This window comes from Telluria sp. RB2R28 (assembly GCF_059685835.1).
The window spans coordinates 646436-671402 of the sequence record NZ_JCASIK010000002.1 but is presented as its reverse complement, the minus strand read 5'-3'; the positions used below and the strand labels follow the sequence as shown (position 1 = coordinate 671402).

The window sequence follows — 24967 nt, the reverse complement described above, 5'->3', positions numbered from 1 at the left end:
TTAGTCGTGAATCAGCAGTAACCCAGCAGTAACCCAGCAGTAACCCGGCAGCCATGCGCAGGTCCTTCAACCGCGTGGCTGCATCCCTCTTTTCGTACAAACACCGTTGTCCAATTGTGCGGGGCAAAAGGGGGTTTGAGTGATATTCTTTTGCCACTAATTACAATCGCGATGCGGCGACGCGTGTACCGGCTGTGATGTGAAGGCGATGATGTCATCTTCCCGTTCCAGTCAAGCTCAAGCCTCCCCCCGGCATTGCCAATATCACCAGGACACAGGAATGAAAAAGAACATCGCCATCGTCGGCGCAGGCTTCTCCGGGGCAGTGATCGCCAACCAGCTGGCACAGGCCGGCTACACCGTCGACGTCTTCGAGTCGCGCCCGCACGTGGCCGGCAATTGCTATTCCGAGCGTGATGCCGAGACCGGCGTCATGGTCCACGTCTACGGCCCGCACATTTTCCACACCGACAATGAGCGCGCGTGGGAATTCGTCAACCGTTTCGCCGAATTCAAGCCATACGTCAATCGCGTCAAGGCCATCACCGACGGCAAAGTCTTCACCCTGCCGATCAACCTGTTGACCATCAACCAGTTCTTCAACAAGACGATGGGCCCGGCCGAAGCGCAGGAATTCCTCGCGAACCTGGGCGACAAGACGATCGAGAACCCGACCACTTTCGAAGAGCAGGCACTGCGCTTCGTGGGCCGCGACCTGTACGAAGCGTTCTTCAAGACGTACACGATCAAGCAGTGGGGCCTGGAGCCGAGCGAACTGCCGGCAAGCATCCTCAAGCGCCTGCCAGTGCGTTTCAACTACGACGACAACTACTTCAACCACAAATACCAGGGCATGCCGGCCGAGGGCTACACGCAACTGGTGCAGAACATCATCGACACCCCGGGCGTAACGGTGCACCTGAATACCACGTTCGATCCGGCCACCAAGGGCGAGTACGAGCACGTGTTCTACAGCGGTCCGATCGACGCCTGGTTCAAGCACACCGAAGGCCGCCTGCCTTACCGCACGCTGGACTTCGAAGTCTTCCGCGCCGACGGCGACTTCCAGGGCAACGCGGTCATCAATTACTGCGACAACGAAAAGAAATACACCCGCATCACCGAGCACAAGCACTTCTCGCCGTGGGAAAAGCACGAAAAGACGATCTGCTACGCCGAGTACAGCCGTCAGTGCGAAGAAAAGGATATCCCGTATTATCCGATCCGCCAGAACCGCGAAAAGGCCATGCTCGAACTGTACGTGAACAAGGCGCAGAACGAACCAAACGTCACGTTCGTCGGCCGCCTTGGCACCTACCGCTACCTGGACATGGACGTCACGATCGCCGAAGCACTGGCCACCTCCGACAAGTTCCTGGAAAGCGCCCGCACCAACGCGCGCATGCCAGCATTCACCATCGACCCGATGGCGTAATGCGCTAGTGCAGTCGTAAGAAAAGGCCGGCCACGATCAACGTGGCCGGCCTTTTTTGCGCTAATGCACAGCGCGATTTAAACATCCCACCAGCGTGAAAAAAGCCGGGGTCAGGTCTGACATTCGGACACGATCTCAACCGAAAAGCGAGGGTCAGGTCTGACATTCGGACACGATCTCGACAGTCGGATAATCGCGATTTGCTGGCACCGGGTGATCCTGTTTCTGAGCACGATGCGGTTGGGAGTGGCTAGGGCAGAGGTCGTGTCCAAATGTCAGACCTGACTCCGGCTGTGCTTTGGCCCCGGCTGTGCTTTGAAAGTGGCTAAGGCTGAGGTCGTGTCCAAATGTCAGACCTGACCCCGGCTGTGCTCATGACCCCGGTTGTGCTCAGTTGTGCAATATCAGTGGAAGTGTTCGCTGCCTGTTGGCGTGTCGTCCGGCATTTCGGCGTGCACCAGTTCGCCGGTTGGGTCGGCGAACAGCGGGGAGCCGCAATCGTCGCAGTACTCGGCGGCGTAGCGTTCGTTGATGCGCTTGATGTGGGCGATGCCGGCTTCGTTCAGGTGCGCGACGATTTCGTTCAGCGGGCTGAGCGCATCGTGCGTGATCGCCAGCGGGCCTTCCACCGGCGTGCCGGATTCGTCTTCCTGGCCGTACAGTGGCCAGACGATGCCGTACACGACATCGGCGCTCTGGCGCATCGTGAAGGCCACGCGGTATTCGTCGATCTGGATGTCCGGTGCTTCTTCGCCAAAGCCGGCGACGACGGCGCGCAGGTCGGACGGTTCCACGCCCAGCGTGTTTGTCAGGTAGTGCACGGCGGCGCGGATCGAGATTGGGCGGATCAGCTTATCGGCTTCGCGGCAGGCTACGTAATACGCTTCCGGCAGCAGCAGCTCGATGCCGCAGCCGGGCATCAGGCGCGCGACGTTGGCGGTGGCTTGCGTGCGCCACTGCTCCAGGCTGCGTTCACGCTCTTGCACGACGTGCAACTGGTGCTGCGGCTCTTGCCAGCGGAACAGTGGGTCGCCTGCTGGCGCGACGATCGCGATCAGCATGTAGCGCGTGTCGGCCAGGAATGGGGCGGTTTCCTCTAACTGCGGCGCCGGCTTGATCGTGCCGCCCTTGTGTGCAGCCGCGGCCAGCTTGTGCGTCAGCGCGTAGGTTTCAGCGTGGGTGCGCGGCAGCTGGTCGATCGAATACAGGGTCGGGGCAATGGCCATCTTCGTGCCGCCTGCGAGCAGGTGCGCCGAAAAGTGCGCGCCGAGCGTGGCCAGCAGGTCGGCCGGGATCGCGCCGGTGGCGATCGAGAACCGGGTCCAGGCCAGGATCGGCGCGGCGATCAGCAGTGCCTGCCAGGTGACGTCGACGCCATCCTTCTGCTCGACCATCATGGCCGATTCGCTGACCGCTTCGACGGTGTCCATCAGCACGTCGTACGAGGCCAGATCGTCCCTGAACAGGGCGTTCAGGGCGCTGTCGATGCTGTCCTGATGATTGGTCTTGAGCAGTTTTTGCAGTTGCGTGTCGAGCTGGCGTTCCCAGGCCCGTTCTTCGGCACGGCTGGCAGCTTGCATGAGGGCTTGCGAGAGGCTGACGAGGCGCTGGCTTTCTGCGGAAAGTTTGGGTGTTGAATCTTTGGAAGGACGACGCATGGGGCGAGTGAGTCTCTTGTCAGTTAGTGAATCGAATGTCAGTGGAGCGACAGAGCGCGGCTGGCGTTGCGGAGATGAGTGTCCGCAGTTCCGAGCCGGATAATGATGATAATCCCTTATCCCCGGTATTGTAGTTGATTCGGCCACAGCCCATGAAGAATGGGGCCGGCGCGCTCGCTACACACGGATTGCAGGAAGACGCTTGCCAAGTCCGCACCTAGCGGCCATAATGAGAACAATTCTCATTCAAACATCAGTGAGAAGACGTAAGGAATGTTGGACCCTGCCGGCGACCGGGAAAGCGCTGGCAGATGCTCTTCACGGAGTACCACCCCCCGCCGGGAGACCGGATTCGCCCCTCCTGGCTTGCCAGGGGGGATTTTTTTGTTAACCGTACCCACCACAATTCATCATGATGCTGCATATCCCCGGCGTGCTGACGCCAGAACAGGTCTCGGCAATCCGCGCCCGGCTCGACCAGGCGCCGGAGTGGATCGACGGACGCGAGAGCGTCGGCGCGCAGGGCGCCCAGGTCAAACGCAACCGCCAGTTGGGCGAGGGCACGCCCCTTGCACTCGAGCTTGGGCAGATCGTCAGCGGCGCGCTGATGGCCAACCCGCTGTTCTTCGCTGCCGTGCTGCCGCTGCGGGTGCTGGCGCCGTACTTCAATGCGTATGCTGGTGGCGAGCATTACGGGCTGCACGTGGATGGCGCGATCCGGGCCCAGCGCGGCGGCTTGCCGGCGGTGCGGGCCGATGTCTCCACGACCGTGTTTCTGAGCGAACCGGACGAATACGACGGCGGCGAGCTGGAAGTGGTGGACCTGTATGGCACGCACGAGGTCAAGCTGGCGGCCGGGGATGCGATCGTGTATCCGTCGGGCAGCGTGCACCAGGTGCGGCCCGTGACGCGTGGCGAGCGGGTGGCGTCGTTCCTGTGGACGCAGAGCATGGTCAGGGATGATGGCAAGCGGGCGATGCTGTTTGACCTGGACACGCATATCCAGGCGCTGCGGGGCGAACACGGCGATTCAGACACCACGGTCGGGCTGACGGCGCATTATCACAATCTGCTCAGGATGTGGGCCGAGGTGTGATCCTTGAACGCGTGGACGGCGAAGTCGTCCACCCTACGTCGATGCAAACTCGGATGACAATGTAAAAAGGGCTGGAACCCGCGAGGATTCCAGCCCTTTGTCGCTGGATGCAGCCCGCTTGCGCGGGCCTGGCCAAACCGCTTACGCCAGCAGCTGACGCAGCACGAACGGCAGGATACCGCCATGCTTGTAGTAGTCGACTTCGATCGGCGTATCGATACGCAGCAGAACGCGCACTTCCTGCGATTCGCCGTTTTCACGGTGGATCACGAGCGTGGCCAGCTGTTGCGGCTTGATCTCGCCTTCCAGGCCCTTCAGGTCGTACGTCTCTTTACCGGTGATGCCCAGGCTGTCGACGCTGTCGTTGCCGATGAATTGCAGTGGCAGCACGCCCATGCCCACCAGGTTCGAGCGGTGAATACGTTCGAACGAGCGCACGATCACGGCCTTCACGCCCAGCAGCTGGGTGCCCTTGGCCGCCCAGTCACGCGACGAGCCCGTGCCGTACTCTTCGCCGCCGAAGATCATGGTCGGGGTGCCGTCGGCCACGTACTTCATGGCGGCGTCATAGATCGACATCTGTTCGCCGGTTGGCTGGAACTGCGTGATGCCGCCTTCGATTGCCGAACCGTCCGGACCGACCGGGATCATGCGGTTCTTGATCCGCACGTTGGCGAAGGTGCCGCGCATCATGATTTCGTGGTTACCGCGACGCGAGCCGTACGAGTTGAAGTCGGCTTTCAGGACATTGTGTTCCTTGAGCCACTTGCCCGCTGGGCCGTCTTCCTTGATCGAACCGGCCGGGGAGATATGGTCGGTGGTGATCGAGTCGCCGAACACGCCCAGTGCGCGTGCGCCGGTGATGCCGGTAGCGACCGCTTTCGGGGTCATCTCGAAGTCAGCGAAGAACGGTGGCTCGGCGATGTAGGTCGACTCAGGCCAGTTGTACACTTGACCTTCGGTCGTCGTGACGCGTTCCCATAGTTCGCCCGGGTTGCCCTTGACGTCGGCGTAGTTCGACTTGAACACTTCCGAGTTCATCGCAAAGCGCATCAGTTCACCGATCTCTTGCGAGGTCGGCCAGATGTCGCCCAGGTACACGTCCACGCCGTTGCTGTCCTGGCCAACTGGCTCGGTCATCAGGTCGCGCGTCATGTTGCCGGCGATCGCGTAAGCGACGACCAGCGGTGGCGAGGCCAGGAAGTTCGAACGGATGTTCGGGTGGATCCGCGCTTCGAAGTTACGGTTGCCCGACAGGATGGCCGAGGCGACGATGTCGTTCTGGGTGATCGCGGCGTTCAGTTCCGGGGTCAGGTCACCGGCATTGCCGATGCAGGTCGTGCAGCCGTAGGCGGTCACGCCGAAGCCCAGCTTTTCCAGGTACGGCAGCAGGCCGGCAGCGGTCAGGTAATTGGTGACCACGCGCGAGCCAGGGGCCAGCGACGACTTGATGTGCGGCGCCACGGTCAGGCCGCGCTCGACGGCTTTCTTGGCCAGGAGGCCGGCAGCCAGCAGCACGCTCGGGTTCGACGTGTTGGTGCACGACGTGATGGCGGCGATCAGGATGTCGCCGTTCTTCACGTTCACGCCATTGGTCGTGGTGTATTGCTTGTTCAGGTCGTCCGGGTTCTTGTTGAAGCCGTTCTGCGTCGTTGGCTTGCTGAACAGTTCCGTGAAGTTGTTCTTAACGTTGCCCAGTTCAATACGGTCTTGCGGACGCTTCGGGCCTGCCAGCGATGGCGTGACGGTCGACAGGTCCAGTTCAACAACACGCGTGAAGTCGATTTCGCCTTCTTGCGGGATCCCGAACATGCCCTGGGCGCGGTAGTAGCCTTCGAACGCAGCCAGTTCTTCTTCGGTACGGCCGGTGCCGCGGAAGTAGTCGACGGTGGCTTCGTCCACTGGGAAGAAGCCCATCGTTGCGCCGTATTCAGGCGCCATATTGCCGATGGTCGCGCGGTCGGTGGTCGACAGCGAGCGGGTGCCGGCGCCGAAGAACTCGACGAACTTGCCGACGACTTTCTCTTTGCGCAGCAGTTCCGTGACGGTCAGCACCAGGTCGGTCGCGGTGCAGCCTTCGCGCAGCTTGCCTTTCAGGTTGACGCCGATGACGTCCGGAGTCAGGAAGTACACTGGCTGGCCCAGCATGCCGGCTTCGGCTTCGATGCCGCCCACGCCCCAGCCGACCACGCCAACGCCGTTGATCATGGTGGTGTGCGAGTCGGTGCCGACCAGCGTGTCAGGGTAGTACACGTCGCCTTGCTTCATGACGCCGCGCGCCAGGTATTCCAGGTTGACCTGGTGGACGATGCCGAAGCCCGGTGGCACGACGCCGAAGGTGTCGAAGGCTTGCATGCCCCATTTCATGAACTGGTAGCGCTCGTTGTTGCGCGAGAATTCCAGCTTCATGTTCAGGTCGAGTGCGTTTGGCTCGCGGAAGTGGTCGATCGTGACCGAGTGGTCGACGACCAGGTCGACCGGCACCAGTGGCTCGATCTTCTTCGGATCGGCGCCCATCTTGGCGGCGACGTTGCGCATCGCGGCCAGGTCGGCCAGCAGTGGCACGCCGGTGAAGTCTTGCAGCACGACGCGGGCCACGACGAACGGGATCTCGTCGGTGCGCTCGGCGGTGGCTTTCCAGCCGGCGACCTGCTTGACGTGCTCTTCGGTGACCTTCTTGCCATCACAGTTGCGCAGCACCGATTCCAGGACGATACGAATCGACACCGGCAGGCGTGACAGGTTCACACCAAGGGATTCCGCCAGCGCTGGCAGCGAGTGAAACTGGCCGCTCTGGCCTGCGCCGATCGGGAATTCCTTCAGTGTATTCAGGGTGTTGCGAGACATAATCTCTCCTTCAGTGGAATATTGTTATCAACAACGGTGTTATTTCAACAGCATCAAATAACATCAGGCGACAGGACGGTCTGGATCCGGGAAACCCAAACCACGGCTCAAGTCTTGCTCGCCTCCGGCTCCGCGGTCGCCACGATCGCGGACTGTTCGGCGTTCTTGCATTCATTGGCCAGCTGGCGGTTGAGCTTCGAATCGAGCAGGATGCCCTTGGACGGAATACCGATCCAGATCAGGCCATAGTGCGGATTTTCGAAGCGCAAAGCGCCGGTGGTGGTACCGATGCGGGCCAGGCGGTGCAGCCGGGTCTTCCAGCGCAGCGCAATGTGGGCCGCATCGTTGTCGTTCGTGTAGATCGTGATCTTGTTGCCCAGCTCGCAATCGTATTCGGTGGTCTTGTTGTCGGTGATGTCCGGCTCGTCGACCTCGAGCGGGTTGGCGGCGACTGCAGCGGCCGTGACGGCAGCGGCAGCAGCGGCTTTCGCCTTCTTGCCAGGCTTTTTGGCGGCAGCCTTCGCCGGCTTTTTCGCCGCATCGGCAGCGAGCACGGCGGACGCTTTCGGGTGCGCTACCGGTGTGGCGGCGTTGGCCGGCGCACAGGCGACGGCAGCGGCAAGCGCAAGTGCGCAGGCAGCAACAATTGGGGAGAGGAGGGTGGCCATGGTCGGGATTATCGGGAGTCGGAGAGGTTGACGATGGCTGCAGCTGCCTCGGGCAGTCCGAGGCCGGCCAGCTTGGCCCGCTGCAACACCGACCAATAGTATCGGTAGCTCGCACGGTCATGCAAGCGGCCGTGTTGCGCAATCGGTCCCCAGCCTGCGGCCATGGCTTCGGTCAGGATATTCGTTGCTTCATTGACTTCGGACAAACGCGGCGTGAACGCCTTCAGGATCGGCTTGATCTGGTCCGGGTGGATGCTCCACATGCGGGTAAAGCCGAATTCGGCGCCGGCGCGCTGGGCGTCGTTCGCCACCGTCGCGCTGTCCTTGATGTCGGTCGTCACGTTGTGCGACGCCACCTTGCCGTGAGCATGGCAGGCCGCCACCATCTCGAGCTTCGCGCGCACCACCAGTGGATGCGTGAACTGCCCGGGGGTGCGCATTGCGCTGGCCGGGATCGCGCCATAGTGGGCGGACACGAAATCCATGATGCCGAACGACAGGCACTCGACCTGCGGCAGCGCCGCGATCGCGTAGGCGTCGCGCAGCGCGCCATGGGTTTCGATCAGCACGTGCACAGGCAGGTCGGCGCGGCCGGCCGCGAGCGCGTACTTGTTGATCAGCTCGATGGCGCCGCGCACCTCGTCGACGCCGTCGACTTTCGGCAGCACCACGTACGCCAGGCGCGCCGCGGCGCCGCCGACGATGAGGGCGACGTCGTTGGCAAAGTGGATGCTGGCCGGCTCATGCAGGCGTGCGCCGACACGGTTGAAGCGGTTCTCTTCGCTGCCCACCAGGCTCGCCACCAGGACGGCGTGCTCGTGCTCGACGCCGGCCTGGGCGCCGTCTTCGCAGTCGAAGGTGATGTCAAACAAGGGACCAAGCTCTTGTTGCAGGGTCAGCGATTTGCGCATCAGTTTCTCTGAGCCGGCGTAGTGATCGCAGGCAGGGAGAAGCAGCGGCTGGCGTTTGCCCTGGAATAAAACCTCGGAAGGATGCATAGCTTTCAACGCTTGGTTGCATAAAACACCGCCGTGCCGGTTGAGCGGCACGGCGTGGTTGGCGCATGGCAATCGCCATGCGCCTTGTACTGATCAGCCCAGCAGGTGTGCGACGCCGGCTTTTTCTTCTTCCAGCTCTTTCAGGGTCAGGTTGATGCGCTCTTGCGAGAACGAATCGATGTCCAGACCTTGCACGATCGTGTATTCGCCATTCTCGGTCGTGACCGGGAAGCCGAACATGGTGCCTTCAGGGATGCCGTACGAACCATCCGACGGGATACCCATCGTGGTCCACTTGCCATTCGTGCCCAGGACCCAGTCACGGACGTGGTCGATGGCTGCGTTGGCGGCCGAGGCTGCCGACGACAGGCCGCGCGCTTCGATGATTGCAGCGCCGCGCTTGCCGACGGTTGGCAGGAAGGTGTTGGCGTTCCATTCCTGGTCGTTGATCAGGTCCTTGACCTGCTCGCTGCCAGCGGTGGCGAAGCGGTAGTCGGCGTACATCGTTGGCGAGTGGTTGCCCCAGACGACCATTTTTTCGATGTCCTTGACCGCTTTACCGGTCTTGGCTGCCACTTGCGACAGCGCGCGGTTGTGGTCCAGACGCAGCATCGCGGTGAAGTTTTTCGCTGGCAGGTTCGGTGCTGATTTCATCGCGATGTAGGCGTTGGTGTTGGCTGGATTGCCGACCACCAGGACCTTGACGTTGCGCGACGCGACGGCGTCGAGTGCCTTGCCCTGCACGGTGAAGATCTGGGCATTGGCTTCGAGCAGGTCCTTGCGTTCCATGCCTGGGCCACGTGGACGGGCGCCGACCAGCAGGGCAACATCAACGTCCTTGAACGCGGTCATCGGATCGGAGTGCGCAGTCATGCCTTCGAGCAGCGGGAATGCGCAGTCGTCGATTTCCATCATGACGCCCTTGAGCGCCTTCTGTGCTTTTTCGTTGTCGATTTCGAGCAGCTGAAGGATGACCGGCTGGTCCTTGCCGAGCATGTCGCCGTTGGCGATGCGGAACAGCAGGGAATAGCCGATCTGGCCGGCAGCGCCGGTCACAGCGACGCGCATTGGGGTTTTAGCCATGATGAATCTCCAAAAGTGGGAATGAAAACGGTTTGCACCGAGGTCGACGCCGAGCATACGCTTGTAGGGCTCAGCTGCAATCAGACTTAATCAGACTGCAATGATAACAAAAAGCGTCGGCCGGGCTATTCAAAAGTCAATCGCGGGTGTCGCGCGCGTACTCTGGCAAGAGTGCCACCGACTCCCGGTCGGGCATGAGTGTATGCCTGCGTCATCGGGGCTGTCAATTCATATCTTATGTCTTATATAAGACAGATATCTGAATGCCTCAAAAGCTGGACGGTATGTCACTTTTGTGGTGAAATCCCGGTCTATGAATTCCACCTCGTCCAATCCGGCTGCCGACCCTGCCGCCAGCGGCTCGCCGTCCTTCCGGCCGCTGTACCAGCAGATCAAGGCCCTGATCACCAAAAGCCTGCAGGCCGGCGAGTGGAAACCGGGCGAGATGATGCCGAGCGAAGTCGAGCTGGCCGGGCGTTTCAAGGTCAGCCAGGGCACGGTGCGCAAGGCTATTGATGAGCTCGCGGCCGAGAACCTGGTCGTGCGCCGCCAGGGCAAGGGCACGTTTGTTGCCAGCCACGCCGAAGAGCGCGCGCATTTTCGCTTCCTGCGCCTGCGGCCCGACGAAGGCTTGCCGCACCATCCCGAAAACCGCTTCCTCGAGGTCAGGCGCATCCGGGCGCCGGCCGAGGTGGCGCGCCTGCTCGACCTGAAAGCGGGCGACGCTGTCGTCTACATCAAGCGCGTGCAGTCGTTCGAGGGCAAGCCGACCATTCTCGAAGAGCTGTGGCTGCCGGGCCAGTTATTCAAGGGCCTGAGCGCCGAGCGCCTGGTGGAATACAAGGGCCCGATGTACGGCCTGTTTGAAACGGAATTTGGCACCCGCATGATTCGCGCGACGGAAAAGATCCGCGCGGTCGCGGCCGATGCCGCCACGGCGGATTATCTGAAGGTGCCCGAGGGCACGCCGCTGCTGTGTGGCGAGCGGGTCTCATTCACCTACGGTGATAAGGCAGTCGAGCTGCGCCGTGGCATGTACTTGACGGAACAACATCACTATCAGAACGAGCTGTCCTGACAAGTAACTCAGCAGTATGGAAATACTTTGCAGCGGTCAATAGCGACTGCAGCGAAAGTCGGCAAGAGCGACTAAAATAGTTTGGTTTTGGGTGCGCGGCGGACATGACCCGGTCCTACGCTCGCTGTCCCGCCCACCTGGCGTCGCGTGAACGGACCAGGACAGGGAAATCAGCGAAAATCCATAGGGTTCACATAAAAATTGTTGTCATAAGGGAGGTGTACCATCATGTCCGAAGCCGTGAGAGAAGCAAAGCAGAAGGGGCGGCCGGAGTTCCGCAATATCGGCATCACCGATATCACTGGCAAATATCGCATGCCGCCATCGGCCATTGTGTCGATTTTGCATCGTATCAGCGGCGCCGGCATGTTCCTGGCACTGCCGTTCCTGTTGTACCTGTTCCAGCAAAGTCTGCTGTCGGAATCGTCGTTCGGCTACTTTGCCGGCATCGTTTCCCACCCGCTGTCCAAGCTGATCCTGCTGGGCCTGTCGTGGGCTTACCTGCACCACTTTACCGCCGGCATCCGTCACCTGTTCATGGACAATCACCTGGCCCTGGACAAGGATGCAGCCCAGTCGACCGCCCGCTGGGTCCTGGTCATCAGCCTGGCGCTGACCGCGTTGGTCGGCCTGAAACTGTTCGGAGTGTTCTAAATCATGGCAACCAAGAATAATATTGGCCCGCGCCGCCTCGTCGTTGGCGCACACTACGGCGTCAAGGACTGGCTGGCGCAGCGCGTCACCGCCATCGTCATGGCGGTCTACACGGTCATCCTGCTGGTCGCGTTCCTGACCGGGCAGAATTTCACGTACGAAGGCTGGGCAGGCTTGTTCTCCCGCCAATGGTTCAAGCTGTTCTCGCTGGTGACCTTCCTCGCGTTGTACTACCACGCCTGGGTCGGCATCCGCGACATCTGGATGGACTATGTTAAATCGGCAGGCCTGCGTCTGTTCCTGATGCTGGCAACGATCTTCTGGCTGCTCGCTTGCGCCGCCTGGACCGTGCAAATTCTCTGGAGTGTGTAATCGTGGCAGCTATCAAAACTGCAATTCCTACCCGTCGTTTTGACGCGGTCATCGTGGGCGCCGGCGGTTCCGGCATGCGCGCATCCCTGCAACTGGCCGAAGCCGGCCTGAACGTTGCTGTTCTCTCGAAAGTCTTCCCGACCCGCTCGCACACCGTCGCGGCGCAGGGCGGCATCGGCGCTTCGCTTGGCAATATGAGCGAGGATGACTGGTACTGGCACATGTTCGACACCGTCAAGGGTGGCGACTACCTGGGCGACCAGGATGCGATCGAATTCATGTGCCGCGAAGCACCGAAGGTTGTGTACGAGCTGGAACACTTCGGCATGCCGTTCGACCGTAACCCGGATGGCACGATTTATCAGCGTCCGTTCGGCGGCCACACGGCCAACTTCGGCGAAAAGCCGGTCCAGCGCGCCTGCGCAGCAGCCGACCGTACCGGTCACGCGCTGCTGCACACGCTGTATCAGCGTAACGTGCGCGCCCGCACCCACTTCTTCGTCGAATGGATGGCGCTGGACGTGATCCGCGACGCCGAAGGCGACGTGGTCGGCGTGATGGCCCTGGAAATGGAAACCGGCGACGTGATGATCCTGGAAGCGAAGACCACCATCTTCGCTACCGGCGGCGCAGGCCGCATCTTCGCTGCATCGACCAATGCCTTCATCAACACCGGTGACGGCATGGGCATGGCGGCGCGTGCCGGCCTGCCGCTGCAGGACATGGAGTTCTGGCAGTTCCACCCGACCGGTGTGGCGGGTGCGGGCGTCCTGATCACCGAAGGCGTGCGCGGCGAGGGCGGTATCCTGATCAACAGCAACGGCGAACGCTTCATGGAGCGCTACGCGCCGACGCTGAAGGATCTGGCGCCACGCGACTTCGTGTCGCGCTCGATGGACCAAGAGATCAAAGAAGGCCGCGGCTGCGGTCCGAACAAGGACCACGTGCTGCTGGACCTGCGCCACATTGGTGCCGACACCATCAAGAAGCGTCTGCCTTCGATCCTGGAAATCGGCCACAAGTTCGCCAACGTCGATGCGACCAAGGAACCGATTCCTGTCGTGCCGACGATTCACTACCAGATGGGCGGCATCCCGACCAATATCCATGGTCAGGTCGTGGCACCGGACGGTACGGGCGGCCAGAAGATTGTCAACGGTCTGTACGCCATCGGCGAATGCGCCTGCGTCTCGGTCCACGGCGCGAACCGCCTGGGCACGAACTCGCTGCTCGACCTGATCGTGTTCGGCCGCGCGGCCGGCAACCACGTCGTCGCGTCCGACCTGAAGAAGAAAGTTGCCAAGCCGATGCCGGCTGATGCTGCCGACTTCGCGCTGGATCGCCTGAACCGCCTGGAAACGTCGACCGGCACCGAAAAAGTGCAGCACGTCGCCAATGATATCCGCGCCACGATGCAGAAGTACTGCGGCGTGTTCCGCACCGACCAGCTGCTCACGCAGGGCGTCAAAGAGATTATGGTGCTCGACGAGCGTCGCAAGAACGTGTCGTTCAAGGACAAGTCGAAGGTGTTCAACACGGCCCGCGTCGAAGCGCTCGAGCTGGATAACCTGATCGAGACCGCGAAAGCGACCATCGTGTCGGCCCAGGCCCGCAAGGAATCGCGCGGCGCCCACGCCCACAGCGATTACGAAACACGTGACGATGCGAACTGGATGAAGCACACGCTGTTCTTCTCCGAAGGCAACCGCCTCGAGTACAAGGGCGTTGTGCAAAAGCCGCTGACGGTTGAGACCTTCAAGCCGAAAGCACGCACTTTCTAATATTTTGTGGCTACCGGGCGATTGTCGCCCGGGGGCCGTGATGAGATAGGTAAAAACATGGCACGCACTGTCCAACTGAAAATTTACCGCTACGATCCGGACAAGGATTCGAAGCCTTACATGCAAGACGTTTCGGTCGAGCTGCAAGACACCGACAAGATGCTGCTGGACGTCCTGCAGCGCATCAAGGCGGATGTCGATGACTCGCTGGCGCTGCGCCGCTCGTGCCGTGAAGGCGTGTGCGGTTCGGACGCAATGAACATCAACGGCAAGAACGGCCTGGCCTGCACGACCAACCTGAACGAGCTGACCCAGCCGATCGTGCTGCGTCCTCTGCCAGGTCTGCCGGTGGTGCGCGACCTCATCGTCGACATGACCAACTTCTTCAAGCAGTATCACTCGGTCAAGCCGTACCTGATCAACGAGTCGATCCGCCCTGAAAAAGAGCGTCTGCAGTCGCCTGAAGAGCGCGAAGAGCTCGACGGTCTGTACGAGTGCATCCTGTGCGCCTGCTGCTCGACCTCGTGCCCGTCGTTCTGGTGGAACCCGGACAAGTTCGTCGGTCCGGCCGGCCTGCTGCAGGCGTACCGCTTCATCGCCGACTCGCGCGACGAAGCGACCAACGATCGCCTGGACAACCTGGAAGATCCGTACCGCCTGTTCCGCTGCCACTCGATCATGAACTGTACGGACGTGTGCCCGAAGGGCCTCAATCCGAACAAGGCGATTGGCAAGATCAAGGAACTGCTGGTGCGTCGCGCGATTTAAGCGATGCAGGTGCATGTGGTGCCGTGTGGCATTGCATGCACCTTGTTGGTGTGCAAGCGTATGCTGAACGCGTGGGCGGGGAAACCCGCCCACCCTACGACGTTGCAAAATCGTAGGGTGGACGGCTATGCCGTCCACGCGTTCAACATACGTGTGCATATCTTCTCCGGTGAGCAACACCGGCGCATTACCGTAAAAGTACCGTACTGCCGAATCATGGCAGCCGGAGTATGATGTCGAACCAACAACGGATTTTAATGTGATTACACATCAAGCCGATCCTGCCAACCGTTCGCGCCTGCGCTGGCGTGCACGTCGTGGCCTGCTCGAGAACGATCTGATCCTGACGCGCTTTCTCGACGCGCACGAACAGGAACTGACCGACGACGAGGTCGATGCGCTGACGCGCCTGCTTGATCTGGCTGACAACCCGTTGCTGGACCTGCTGCTGGGGCGCAATGATCCCTCCGGCGAGCTCGACCTGCCGCACGTGCACGCCTTGCTGGCGAAGCTGCGGCTAGCGTAAGCGAACTATGGGCATCCGATTCGCCAACGAGGCACGTTGCGGCGCCCCCCGGTTTCGTTTTATTTTGTAGACCCACTCCCACAAGAAGGAAGTGCCATGAACATCTCTGATACCAAAGCCACCCTGTCGTTCTCGGACGGCAGCCCGTCGATCGACATGCCGATCTACAAAGGCACCATCGGCCCGGACGTCGTCGACATCCGCAAGCTGTACGGCGCGACCGGCAAGTTCACGTACGATCCTGGCTTCATGTCGACCGCCGCCTGCAATTCGAGCATCACCTACATCGACGGTGACAAGGGCGAGCTGCTGTACCGCGGTTACCCGATCGAGCAACTGGCCGTCAACTGCGACTTCCTGGAAACCTGCTACCTGCTGCTGAACGGCGAACTGCCGAACGCAGAGCAGAAAGACCTGTTCACCGACACCGTGACCAAGCACACGATGATCCATGAGCAGATGAACTTCTTCTTCCGTGGCTTCCGCCGTGACGCGCACCCGATGTCGGTGCTGGTCGGTACGGTCGGCGCGCTGGCGTCGTTCTACCATGACTCGCTGGACATCAACGATGCCAAGCAGCGCGAAATCTCGGCAATCCGCCTGATCGCCAAGCTGCCGACCCTGGTCGCGATGGCCTACAAGTACAACGTCGGCCAGCCGTTCGTGTACCCACGCAACGACCTGTCGTACAGCGCCAACTTCATGTACATGATGTTCGCCAACCCGTGCGAAGAGTACAAGGTCAACGACGTGCTGGTGCGCGCTCTGGACCGCATCCTGATCCTGCACGCAGACCACGAGCAGAACGCATCGACCTCGACCGTCCGTCTGGCCGGTTCGTCGGGCGCCAACCCGTTCGCGTGTATCGCAGCCGGTATCGCCTGCCTGTGGGGCCCTGCCCACGGCGGCGCGAACGAAGCAGCCCTGAACATGCTGAAGGAAATCGGCAGCGTCGAGAACATCCCGGCCTTCATCGAGAAGGTCAAGGACAAGAACTCGGGCGTCAAGCTGATGGGCTTCGGTCACCGCGTGTACAAGAACTTCGACCCGCGTGCCAAGCTGATGCGCGAAACCTGCCACGAAGTGCTGGAAGAACTGGGCCTGCAGGACGACCCACTGTTCAAGCTGGCAATGGAACTGGAACGCATCGCCCTCGAAGACGAATACTTCGTGTCGCGCAAGCTGTATCCGAACGTCGACTTCTACTCGGGCATCGTGCAATCGGCACTGGGTATCCCGGTAACCATGTTCACCGGCATCTTCGCGATGGCCCGTACCATCGGCTGGATCGCGCAGTGGAACGAAATGATCGCTGATCCAGAGCAGAAGATCGGCCGTCCACGTCAGCTATTCGTCGGCTCGCCGGCGCGTGACGTGCCGGAAATCGACAAGCGTTAATTCGCCCGTTCGATCGCTAAAAAAGCGGGCTGCGGCCCGCTTTTTTCATGGGCGCATGCAGCGAAAATATTTCGTTGGCCGACCCCTGGCGTTGCTGCTGAAGAGGTCTATACTGAGCTCATCAGTATCAATTGCCACTATGAAACATTCCATGTTTTCCCGATCAGGCGAACCCCTTGGCGCACGCACACTGGCGCGGCTGGGATTACTCCGTGCAGCCCATGGCCGAGCGGCTTGCAGCATCAGTTCGTAGCACCGCAGTCAGGCGCCGCCATCGTAGCGGCAAGCCGGCCCTTTCAACGCTGATCGTGGAGACTGACATGAGTGATTCAATGGTTGTTTCATGGCTGGACCTCGAGCGCCTCGAGCGCGTACTCGACCGGCTTTCGCCAGCGCAGGCCAGGGCGCGTGACGCGCTGCTGGGTGAACTCGAACATGCGCAACTGGTCGAACCGTGGGAGATGCCGCTAGATGTCGTGACCATGAATTCGCGCGTGCGCTTTCGCGTGGCCGGCGCCAGCGAAGAAGAGACGATGACGCTGAGTTACCCCAACGATATGCAGGACACCGCCGAACGGTTATCGGTGCTCACGCCGGCTGGTATGGCGCTCCTGGGCGTGCGCGTGGGCGGGCGGATGTCGTGGCAGCAGCCGGACGGCCCGCATGAGGCCACGGTGCTCGGCATCGAGCATCAACCCGAGCCGGCGAAACGGTAGCGCCCCGGCCTGTGGCGTGCATGTGTAGAATGTGTCGCTCATGACGTCACCGAGGGAACTACCATGCAACGCTTTTTCGCCGCCTGCTTCCTGTGCCTTTCCTTGTCGCCGGGCTTGAGCGGCGCCGCGCATGCTGCGACCGATCCCACCCTCACGCGCGAGGTCAATGCCTTCGTCGACGGCTGGCACGACGATGCCGCCAACACGCGCATGGCGTACTTCGACAAGATCGCCAGGGATGGCGTGTATATCGGCACCGACCGCACCGAGCTGTGGACGCGCGACGCCTTCAAGACGTGGTCGAAGAAGTACTTCGATGCCAAGTCGGCCTGGACCTTCAAGGCGACGCGCCGCAATGTCTACGCGTCCGCCGACAAATCGCTGATCTGGTTCGACGAGCTGCTCGATACCAAGAACATGGGGCCGGCGATGGCCAGCGGCGTGCTGCGCAAGACCAAGTCAGGCTTCGAGATCGTTCACTACCAGCTCTCGATGGCAGTACCCAATGCCGTCAATGGCCAGGTCGCCGGCATCATCGCCGCCCACGAAAAGCAACCGAAGAAATAAGCTGTAGTGAACACGCACTACATCGGCCGCTTTGCGCCGTCGCCTTCCGGGCCGCTGCATGCCGGTTCACTGGTCGCGGCCATGGCCAGCTACCTCGATGCCCGCTGGCATGGCGGCACCTGGCTGATCCGCATTGAAGACATCGACGAAGGCCGCAGCGTGCCCGGCGCGGCCGAAAGCATGCTGCAATTGCTGGCCGCGCTGGGAATGAGGCACGATGGCGAGATCGTCTGGCAAAGCCGGCGCAAGCATTTGTATGAAGCCGCTGCCGCGCGCATCGGGCACGACACGTATCCGTGCGGCTGCAACCGGCGCGAAATCGCCGATTCGCGGATCGGCGTCGCGCCCGACGGCAGCGCCATCTATCCCGGCACCTGCCGCCATGGCCTCGGCCCGGGCCGCACCATGCGCAGCCTGCGCGTGCGCGTGCCGGCGGCAGGCGAGGATGAGATTACTTTCATTGACCGCTTTGCCGGACCGGTCACGCAGCATCTCGCGCGCGATGCCGGCGACTTCGTGCTGAAACGTGCGGACGGATTCTGGGCCTATCAACTGGCCGTCGTGGTGGACGATATCGAGCAGGGCGTGACCGACATTGTGCGCGGCGCAGACTTGCTCGACTCGACGCCGCGCCAGATCCATCTGCAACGACTCCTGAAAGCACCGACGCCGCGCTACCTGCACGTGCCGGTGGTACGCAACAGCAATGGAGAAAAATTGTCGAAGCAGACGGGCGCGCTTGCCGTCACGGCAGGCGATGCGCCTGCCGCAATCGGCGTGCTGATGGAGACTGCAGCGTTCCTGGGGCTCGTGCTCGACGGGCCAGCGCCAGATGCCATCGAGGCATTCTGGCGCGCCGCGATTCCCGCCTGGGGGCGGCTGCTGGCCCAGCACGGCGCATTGCGGTAATTTACTGCGGATTTTGCATGATGCTGATGGTGCCGTTCACTTCGAGAAACGCGCACTTCATCTTCGGGCGCGGACAGTCGGCGCCGCGCAGCGCTTCTTCGACATCGTCCTGCGACAGACGGCAACTTTTCATCACATCCTTGAAGAACACGCCATCGCGGCCGATCAATACGGGGCTGCCCTCGACGAACGCCTCGAACTTGCGGCTGCGCGATGTCAGAAAGGCGATCAGCACGGTCAGCGCCACCAGCGTCGCAGCGATGACCAGCCCGCCGAGCAGTGATTCGTCGCCACCGGTCATTGAATTGGACACGGATTCGGACAACAGCATCACCACGAGCAGGTCGAACGGCGTGAATTGCCCGACCGTACGGCGGCCTGCAATACGCATCATGGCAAGCAGGGCGCAGTAGACGATCGCGCCGCGCGCGATCAGCTCCCACCAGGGTAGATCGAAGTCGAACATGGCGCCTCCAGGGGCATGAAACAGGCGCTGATTGTAATCAATCTGCCAACAACATGACGCCCGTCTGCGCCACACCTAGATTAGTGCCCGGCCAGCATGTCTTCGGCGCCGTCCTTGTCGTGGATGGCAAACCGGGTCATCAAGGTGGCGCTGGCCTCGTTCAAGCCATGCAAGACCACCTGCGCACCGGCGCGGCGCAGCTTCAGCACCACCTTGTCGAGCGCGCCGATGGCAGTGATGTCCCAGAAATGCGCGTCGCTCAGGTCGATGTGCACGGTCGCGCGCGTCGGGCTGTAGTCGAACGCATGGACCAGCTGGTCGGACGACACGAAGAACACGTGGCCACTGACCAGGTAGTGGCGGATTTCGCCGCCGTCCTTGTCAGCCTCGACGCGCGAGGTGACGCCGAGCATTCGGCTGACCTTCTGCGCAAAGAACACGCCTGACAACAACACGCCCGCCAGCACGCCCTTGGCCAGGTCGTGCGTGGCCACGGTGACGACGACGGTGGCGAGCATGACGATGCTCGAGCTGGTCGGATGCGCGCGCAGGTTGCTGAGCGAACTCCAGCTGAACGTGCCGATGGCCACCATGATCATCACGGCCACCAGCGCCGCCATCGGAATCTGGCGCACCCAGTCACCCAGGAACACGACCATGAACAGCAGCACGACACCGGCTGCCAGCGACGACAGGCGTGTGCGGCCGCCGGATTTGATGTTGATCACCGATTGGCCGATCATCGCGCAGCCGGCCATACCGCCGATGAAGCCGGTGGCGACGTTGGCGATGCCCTGGCCGACGCATTCACGGTTCTTGTTGCTGCGGGTATCGGTCAGGTCGTCGACGATCGTGGCGGTCATCAGCGATTCGAGCAGGCCCACGAGCATCAGCGTGGCCGAGTACGGCAAGATGATCTGCAGGGTCTCGAGACTGAACGGCACGTTCGGGATCAGGAACGACGGCAGGCTGTCCGGCAGCTGGCCCATGTCGCCGACGGTGCGGATGTCCAGGCCCAGTGCGATGGACGCACCGGTCATCACGACAATCGCGACCAGTGGCGACGGCACGGCGCGCGTCAGGTACGGCAAGCCGTAGATGATGGCCAGCGCGGCCGCGGTGACCGCGTACACGTGCCATGTGACGTTCGTCAGCTCAGGTAACTGGGCGAGGAAAATCAGGATCGCCAGGGCGTTGACGAAGCCCGTGATCACCGAGCGCGAGACGAACCGCATCAGGCGGCCGAGCTTGATCCAGCCGGCGACGATCTGCAGCACGCCGGTCAGGATGGTGGCGGCCAGCAGGTAATCGAGGCCGTGCTCCTTGACGAGCGAGACCATGATCAGCGCCATGGCGCCGGTGGCAGCGGAAATCATGCCTGGCCGCCCGCCAAAAAAGGCGATCAAAGTCGCGATCGAGAACGACGCGTACAGGCCGACCTTCGGGTCGACACCGGCAATGATGGAAAACGCAATGGCCTCTGGGATGAGGGCGAGAGCGACGACGATACCTGCAAGCAGGTCGCCACGGACGTTGGAGAACCAGTCCTGGCGGATTTGTTGAAATACCATGAGGATACCTTCCCGGGCTGTAACAGCCGAGTGCAAGAAATGGGAGCGCCAGCACGAAGCAGGGCGCAGCAAGACGAACGACAACACTCCGGCGTCGTGATGACGGCGGTGCATGGACGCGCAATGGGGGAAGGGGTATTACGGAGGTGTTACTGAGCAGAAATAACCGCGTGGCAATCCGCATCCCGGGAAGGATGCCGCGGCCAGCCGCATCACGGCGCGACGCGTGCTGTGAGCACGTTGGGCGCGGCGGAGCTGGGTGGCGGGGAGGGACGATACGGTCATAGCCAGCTATTTTGCACCGCAACATAACATCAGTCAAGTTGCATGCTGCGGTGCGGCCGGTTACCGCGCTACCGGTTTGACGGCAGGTCCATCAGCCGGTGCAGGCGGCGCAACGTCGGGCATCCCGGCGACTGGCGGTGGTGGCGGCGGCGGCGCGATCCGCTTGGCGTGCGCTGGTGGCGCTGGTGGCGCTGGTGGCACTGGCCTGTCTTTCAGTGCGTGAGCACCCCGTGCTGGTGGTGGCGGTGGCGGCGCGCCAACTGGCGGTGCCGGCGGCGCCACTGGCGCAACTGCACCCGCTGGCGGCGCCGGTGGCGCAGGCGGCGGTGGTGGCGGCGCGCATTTGCTGCTGGCGCCACGGCAGTCGGGTTGCCCGGCGGCGTGCGCCAGGCTGGCTGACAGTGGCAGGGTAATGGCCAAGCCGACGGCCAGGCTGGATCGGATGATGCGGTTCATGGTGTTCTCCTTGGTGGGCATGAAACACATCCTGCGCCAACAATGTGGAGAAATCGTGGAGACGCCCGTCAGCGTGAAAGCGCCACGAAAAATTCCTGGAGGCAAATTGTGCAGTCGTCGTTTACTAAACGGCACTAAACTTCACGCAAACTGCCAAAGTTTGTTGAGACTTCACACACTACTTGTATAAATTTGCGGTACCGGTTTGCACGACCCCTGCGACATGCAGAAGAGATGCCCGCCGTTTAGTAAATCTGCGACAGGCCGGCAGGCGACACCCTGAGAACGTGTCGCGCTGGCGATGACATCGGGACGCTTCACGTTGCGGTGCGCAAAGGCTGCCGGTTGACGGCCGCCGAAACCAGCTGCCGCCATAAAAGATAGCCCATACAGGGCACGACCAGGAGACACACATGCATTCACACACCCACCGCGCTTCACGGCAGCGCTGCAGCGTCACGCCCATCGCCATGGCCGTCAGCCTCGCGCTGCTGTCGCTGTCGACCGTTCACGCCCAGACCATGCCGGCCGACCAGCCGGCCCAGCCGCCGGCCGCGCAGCCAGGCGCAGTGCAGACGGCCCCGGCCGCAACCGCAGTTGCAACTGCAGCCACCGAGGCGCCGTCCGCCGACCAGCCTGCCGCTGCCGGTCCGTCGACGGTGGTGGTGACGGGCTTCCGCTACTCCATCGAGAAAAGCCTCGACCAGAAGCGCGAAGCCAATTCCATCGTCGAGGTGGTGACCGCCGAAGACGTGGGTAAATTCCCGGACAAGAACGTGGCCGATGCGCTCCAGCGCGTGCCGGGCGTGGTCGTCACCCGCAGTGGCGGCGAAGGCAAGAACGTCAGCGTGCGCGGTCTGTCGTCCGACCTGACCCTGACCCAGCTGAACGGCAACTACGTCGCCACCGCCGAATCGAATGGCGATCCGTCGCGCTCGTTCAACTACATGCTGATGCCGTCGAACATGCTGGCCAGCGCCGAGCTGTACAAGACGTCCGAAGCGCGCTTCGACGAAGGCGGCATCGGCGGCACGGTGATCCTGCGCACGCGTCGGCCGCTCGACGTCAAGTCGGGCACGGGCTTCGTCAATGCCGAAGGCACCTGGGCCGATACCACCAAGAAGACCGACCCGCAATTCTCCGGCCAGTACGCGTGGCACGACGAGAGCAACCGCTTTGGCGTGCTGGTTGGCTACACCCAGCAAAAGCGCACCACGCGCACGATGGGCGCGAGCACCGAAAACTGGCAATGGTATGCCGACGACTACAAGGCCCAGCCACCGGTGGGCGCCGATGGCCAGCCATCGAAACTCAATTCGTTCTGGTGGGGCCAGTCGGGCTTCTACGACCAGTCGGGCAAGTACTACACCAAGTTCGCGATGCCGACCGCCGTCGCGCTGGACGTGCGCACCACCGAGCGAGAGCGCAAGGGCGGGCAGGTCACGCTGCAGTTCAAGCCGCTGCGCAACCTGAACATGACGGCCAATTACTTCCGCTTCGACCTGCAGCAGAATTCGCAGCTGAACCAGTTGAAGGTCCCGGAATGGAATATCGCGCGCTACGACGGCGACGGCAACTGGCCGGGCGGGCGCCTGCTCGACGGCCTCACGTTCGACCCGAGCGGCACCGTCGTCACGGGCGCGCAGTACAGCGCGCGCCCGGGCAAGGCGTATTACTGCAACAGCGCGCAGGCTGGCGCTGCCGGCTTGACCAACACCGGCGGCTTCGGCCCGGACGATTGCACGATCCCGACCCCGCAGATCGCCGGCGGCTACAGCCGCGAGAAAGCGCTGTCGCAGACGGCTGACTTTGAAGTCGAATGGAAGGGCGAGTCCGTCGACGCCACCTTCAAGGCCGGCCGCACCTGGGCCAAGGGCGGCCCGGAACTGCAATTCGGCATGCCGATCAAGCCGCGTCGCCAGAACGCCGACGGTAGCTGGTCGCTCGGTAACACGGCCACGTCGTGGGACGTGAGCGGCAAGCCGACGATGACGTTCGCGCCGGAACTGATGCAGAACCTGCGTAACGGCATCGGCGAGATCGACCTGGGTTCGACCTCGTCGTCCTGGACCCGCAACAGCACCGAGCAGAACTACGCACAGGCTGACCTGACCTGGCACGCCGACAGCAACTGGCTCGACTCGGTCCAGTTCGGCGCCAAGTACCGCGATGGTGGCACCAGCCGCAGCACCGGCAACAACTACTGGGTCTGCAAGGGCGCCAATCCGGGCGACTACGACAGCCGCTACCAGAACGGTTGCGATGCATCGGCCAACCAGTTCCGTCCAGAATTTTTGTACGACGAATCGCTGGGCAACCTGACGGGCGGCCTGAAAGCCAGCGCTTTCCCCGGCATCAATTACCCGGCCTACATCTCGTACCTGAACCAGACGTACGGCGAGATGCAGACCCGCAACGAAGAAAACTTCATCTACAACGTGGATGAAAAGATCACGTCGATGTACTTGCAGGGCAATTTCAAGACCGACCGCCTGCGCGGCAACCTGGGTGTGCGCGTCGTGCGTACCCGCCAGCATGCCGATTCGACCGACAAGGTCGACTACTACAACGACTACTTCTTCGACGGTCCTGACGGTACGCCTGCGCCATGCCTGGCCGGTGGCTTGCCAGCCGCTGGTGCACCTGCCGGCTCGGGTTGCACGAGTGGCTTCACGGTCGTGCCGGACAGCGAAACCAATCCGGCCACGGGCCACGTGTCGACCTATGTCGTCAGCGCGCTCGACCGCACCTACACCGACGTGCTGCCAAGCCTGAACGTTGCCTACGACCTGACCGACACGCTGCTGCTGCGCGGCGCGGCCTCGAAAGTCGTGGCACGTCCGAGCTACAACGATATCGGCGCGCCGGGCGCCCTGAGCAATTACAGCCAGGAATACGTCAACGATCGCCGCCTGATCGGCGGGGGCGATCGCCAGGGCTGGTTCGGCTCGGGCAGCAACAAGGATCTTGAGCCGTACCAGGCAACGCAGTACGACCTGGGCCTGGAGTGGTACTTCCACCGCGGCTCGGTGCTCGGCGCCGGCATCTTCCGCAAGAACGTCAAGAACTTCGCGGTGCCAGTGGTGCGTGACGTCAACCTGAACCTGGGTGGCGAGGCGATCGCGGTGCAGAATTACTCGACCAGTGCCGGCGGGCGCGACGCGGTGTCGAAAGGCATCGAGTTGTACGGCCAGCACACGTTCGACAACGGCATCGGCTTCCAGGTCAACTACACGTACAACAAGACCAACCAGGCCGCCATCACGCTGGCCGACGGCACCGAGATCGGCACCTCGCCACTCGTGGGCAGCGCCAAGAATCAGGCCAACGTGACGGTGTTCTACTCGACCGACCGGCTCATGCTGCGCGCGTCGTACAACCGCCGCGGGCTGGTGGTCAACGGTCTGATGAACGGCTTGAACGTGTATGAGGCGCCGTACAGCCAGGTCGACCTGAACGCGTCGTACAACTTCACGCCGCAGCTGAGCCTGACCGCATCGGTCCTGAACGCCACCGAGGAAGAGTCGCACTCGTACCTGGGCAACGACACCAAGTCGCGCTTCTACAGCAACAACTACGCCGGCCGTGTGGCGTATATGGGCCTGAACTACAAGTTCTGAGTCCGTATCGACCCT

The 24967-nt window shown here is 62.1% G+C and carries 21 protein-coding genes; 14 read left to right on the top strand and 7 right to left on the bottom strand.

The window, feature by feature from the left end; all coding sequences use genetic code 11:
- Positions 1-280 precede the first annotated feature (280 nt).
- The gene (gene glf / locus AC56LV_RS10585; protein WP_183555481.1) at positions 281-1435 is read left to right on the top strand and encodes a UDP-galactopyranose mutase; all 1155 of its coding nucleotides are present in this window, start codon (positions 281-283) and stop codon (positions 1433-1435) included.
- 404 nt (positions 1436-1839) lie between these two features.
- Here the strand turns inward: glf and AC56LV_RS10580 are convergent, their stop codons facing one another.
- Positions 1840-3093, bottom strand: a complete 1254-nt coding sequence (locus AC56LV_RS10580) for a DUF2863 family protein (protein WP_258835080.1) — start codon at positions 3091-3093, stop codon at positions 1840-1842.
- A 412-nt stretch (positions 3094-3505) separates the two neighbouring features.
- Here AC56LV_RS10580 and AC56LV_RS10575 point away from each other — a divergent pair, with 412 nt between their 5' ends.
- Entirely contained in the window at positions 3506-4189 is a 684-nt protein-coding gene (locus tag AC56LV_RS10575) for a Fe2+-dependent dioxygenase (RefSeq protein ID WP_499557468.1), read from the top strand.
- A 141-nt stretch (positions 4190-4330) separates the two neighbouring features.
- Here the strand turns inward: AC56LV_RS10575 and acnA are convergent, their stop codons facing one another.
- The 4 genes from acnA to AC56LV_RS10555 form a co-directional block, all read right to left on the bottom strand.
- The gene (gene acnA / locus AC56LV_RS10570; protein WP_183555478.1) at positions 4331-7036 is read right to left on the bottom strand and encodes an aconitate hydratase AcnA; all 2706 of its coding nucleotides are present in this window, start codon (positions 7034-7036) and stop codon (positions 4331-4333) included.
- Between the two features lie 107 nt (positions 7037-7143).
- Positions 7144-7704 (bottom strand): hypothetical protein, encoded by a 561-nt coding sequence (locus AC56LV_RS10565; protein WP_499557466.1) that lies wholly within the window; start codon positions 7702-7704, stop codon positions 7144-7146.
- A gap of 8 nt (positions 7705-7712) precedes the next feature.
- Complete coding sequence (locus tag AC56LV_RS10560; RefSeq protein ID WP_499557464.1) at positions 7713-8702, bottom strand: HpcH/HpaI aldolase/citrate lyase family protein; 990 nt, start codon at positions 8700-8702, stop codon at positions 7713-7715.
- Positions 8703-8795: 93 nt separating this feature from the next.
- Positions 8796-9785, bottom strand: coding sequence for a malate dehydrogenase (locus AC56LV_RS10555; protein ID WP_183555475.1), 990 nt, complete (start codon positions 9783-9785; stop codon positions 8796-8798).
- 313 nt (positions 9786-10098) lie between these two features.
- Between AC56LV_RS10555 and AC56LV_RS10550 the strand changes: the two genes are divergently transcribed.
- The 10 genes from AC56LV_RS10550 to gluQRS all read left to right on the top strand — a co-directional run bounded on the left by AC56LV_RS10550 (position 10099) and on the right by gluQRS (position 18554).
- Positions 10099-10863 (top strand): GntR family transcriptional regulator, encoded by a 765-nt coding sequence (locus AC56LV_RS10550; protein WP_499557462.1) that lies wholly within the window; start codon positions 10099-10101, stop codon positions 10861-10863.
- Positions 10864-11091: 228 nt separating this feature from the next.
- The gene (gene sdhC / locus AC56LV_RS10545) at positions 11092-11517 is read left to right on the top strand and encodes a succinate dehydrogenase, cytochrome b556 subunit (protein WP_499557460.1); all 426 of its coding nucleotides are present in this window, start codon (positions 11092-11094) and stop codon (positions 11515-11517) included.
- Between the two features lie 3 nt (positions 11518-11520).
- Entirely contained in the window at positions 11521-11889 is a 369-nt protein-coding gene (sdhD, locus tag AC56LV_RS10540) for a succinate dehydrogenase, hydrophobic membrane anchor protein (RefSeq protein WP_258835073.1), read from the top strand.
- Positions 11890-11891: 2 nt separating this feature from the next.
- The gene (gene sdhA / locus AC56LV_RS10535; protein WP_183555471.1) at positions 11892-13670 is read left to right on the top strand and encodes a succinate dehydrogenase flavoprotein subunit; all 1779 of its coding nucleotides are present in this window, start codon (positions 11892-11894) and stop codon (positions 13668-13670) included.
- 57 nt (positions 13671-13727) lie between these two features.
- Positions 13728-14438 (top strand): succinate dehydrogenase iron-sulfur subunit, encoded by a 711-nt coding sequence (locus AC56LV_RS10530; RefSeq protein WP_183555470.1) that lies wholly within the window; start codon positions 13728-13730, stop codon positions 14436-14438.
- A gap of 259 nt (positions 14439-14697) precedes the next feature.
- Positions 14698-14964: an FAD assembly factor SdhE gene (locus AC56LV_RS10525; RefSeq protein ID WP_499557458.1), complete on the top strand. Its 267-nt coding sequence runs from the start codon at positions 14698-14700 to the stop codon at positions 14962-14964.
- A gap of 96 nt (positions 14965-15060) precedes the next feature.
- Complete coding sequence (gene gltA / locus AC56LV_RS10520; protein ID WP_183555468.1) at positions 15061-16362, top strand: citrate synthase; 1302 nt, start codon at positions 15061-15063, stop codon at positions 16360-16362.
- A 320-nt stretch (positions 16363-16682) separates the two neighbouring features.
- A complete protein-coding gene (gene rnk, locus AC56LV_RS10515; protein ID WP_258835071.1) occupies positions 16683-17078 on the top strand; it encodes a nucleoside diphosphate kinase regulator in 396 nt (131 codons plus the stop codon).
- Positions 17079-17141: 63 nt separating this feature from the next.
- A complete protein-coding gene (locus tag AC56LV_RS10510) occupies positions 17142-17645 on the top strand; it encodes a nuclear transport factor 2 family protein (protein WP_499557456.1) in 504 nt (167 codons plus the stop codon).
- A gap of 6 nt (positions 17646-17651) precedes the next feature.
- On the top strand, positions 17652-18554 hold the full coding sequence (gene gluQRS, locus AC56LV_RS10505; RefSeq protein ID WP_499557455.1) for a tRNA glutamyl-Q(34) synthetase GluQRS: 903 nt from the start codon (positions 17652-17654) through the stop codon (positions 18552-18554).
- Position 18555: 1 nt separating this feature from the next.
- Here gluQRS and AC56LV_RS10500 read toward each other — a convergent pair whose 3' ends face one another.
- Entirely contained in the window at positions 18556-19020 is a 465-nt protein-coding gene (locus tag AC56LV_RS10500; protein WP_499557453.1) for a DUF421 domain-containing protein, read from the bottom strand.
- Between the two features lie 80 nt (positions 19021-19100).
- Positions 19101-20591: a SulP family inorganic anion transporter gene (locus AC56LV_RS10495; RefSeq protein ID WP_499557451.1), complete on the bottom strand. Its 1491-nt coding sequence runs from the start codon at positions 20589-20591 to the stop codon at positions 19101-19103.
- Between the two features lie 383 nt (positions 20592-20974).
- Between AC56LV_RS10495 and AC56LV_RS10490 the strand changes: the two genes are divergently transcribed.
- Positions 20975-21289 carry a hypothetical protein gene (locus tag AC56LV_RS10490; protein ID WP_499557449.1) on the top strand — a complete coding sequence of 105 codons (315 nt, stop codon included), beginning with the start codon at positions 20975-20977 and terminating at the stop codon, positions 21287-21289.
- A 456-nt stretch (positions 21290-21745) separates the two neighbouring features.
- Positions 21746-24952: a TonB-dependent receptor gene (locus tag AC56LV_RS10485; RefSeq protein WP_499557447.1), complete on the top strand. Its 3207-nt coding sequence runs from the start codon at positions 21746-21748 to the stop codon at positions 24950-24952.
- Positions 24953-24967 lie beyond the last annotated feature (15 nt).

What these genes read in the sequence shown, in the direction of transcription:
- AC56LV_RS10495 (WP_499557451.1), bottom strand. Translation starts at nt 20,591, where the DNA reads ATGGTATTTCAACAAATCCGCCAGGACTGGTTCTCCAACGTCCGTGGC.
- AC56LV_RS10580 (WP_258835080.1), bottom strand. Translation starts at nt 3,093, where the DNA reads ATGCGTCGTCCTTCCAAAGATTCAACACCCAAACTTTCCGCAGAAAGC.
- glf (WP_183555481.1), top strand. Translation starts at nt 281, where the DNA reads ATGAAAAAGAACATCGCCATCGTCGGCGCAGGCTTCTCCGGGGCAGTG.
- acnA (WP_183555478.1), bottom strand. Translation starts at nt 7,036, where the DNA reads ATGTCTCGCAACACCCTGAATACACTGAAGGAATTCCCGATCGGCGCA.
- AC56LV_RS10530 (WP_183555470.1), top strand. Translation starts at nt 13,728, where the DNA reads ATGGCACGCACTGTCCAACTGAAAATTTACCGCTACGATCCGGACAAG.
- AC56LV_RS10555 (WP_183555475.1), bottom strand. Translation starts at nt 9,785, where the DNA reads ATGGCTAAAACCCCAATGCGCGTCGCTGTGACCGGCGCTGCCGGCCAG.
- AC56LV_RS10565 (WP_499557466.1), bottom strand. Translation starts at nt 7,704, where the DNA reads ATGGCCACCCTCCTCTCCCCAATTGTTGCTGCCTGCGCACTTGCGCTT.
- sdhD (WP_258835073.1), top strand. Translation starts at nt 11,521, where the DNA reads ATGGCAACCAAGAATAATATTGGCCCGCGCCGCCTCGTCGTTGGCGCA.
- AC56LV_RS10550 (WP_499557462.1), top strand. Translation starts at nt 10,099, where the DNA reads ATGAATTCCACCTCGTCCAATCCGGCTGCCGACCCTGCCGCCAGCGGC.
- AC56LV_RS10575 (WP_499557468.1), top strand. Translation starts at nt 3,506, where the DNA reads ATGATGCTGCATATCCCCGGCGTGCTGACGCCAGAACAGGTCTCGGCA.
- rnk (WP_258835071.1), top strand. Translation starts at nt 16,683, where the DNA reads ATGAGTGATTCAATGGTTGTTTCATGGCTGGACCTCGAGCGCCTCGAG.
- AC56LV_RS10510 (WP_499557456.1), top strand. Translation starts at nt 17,142, where the DNA reads ATGCAACGCTTTTTCGCCGCCTGCTTCCTGTGCCTTTCCTTGTCGCCG.
- AC56LV_RS10485 (WP_499557447.1), top strand. Translation starts at nt 21,746, where the DNA reads ATGCATTCACACACCCACCGCGCTTCACGGCAGCGCTGCAGCGTCACG.
- AC56LV_RS10560 (WP_499557464.1), bottom strand. Translation starts at nt 8,702, where the DNA reads ATGCATCCTTCCGAGGTTTTATTCCAGGGCAAACGCCAGCCGCTGCTT.
- gltA (WP_183555468.1), top strand. Translation starts at nt 15,061, where the DNA reads ATGAACATCTCTGATACCAAAGCCACCCTGTCGTTCTCGGACGGCAGC.
- sdhC (WP_499557460.1), top strand. Translation starts at nt 11,092, where the DNA reads ATGTCCGAAGCCGTGAGAGAAGCAAAGCAGAAGGGGCGGCCGGAGTTC.
- AC56LV_RS10500 (WP_499557453.1), bottom strand. Translation starts at nt 19,020, where the DNA reads ATGTTCGACTTCGATCTACCCTGGTGGGAGCTGATCGCGCGCGGCGCG.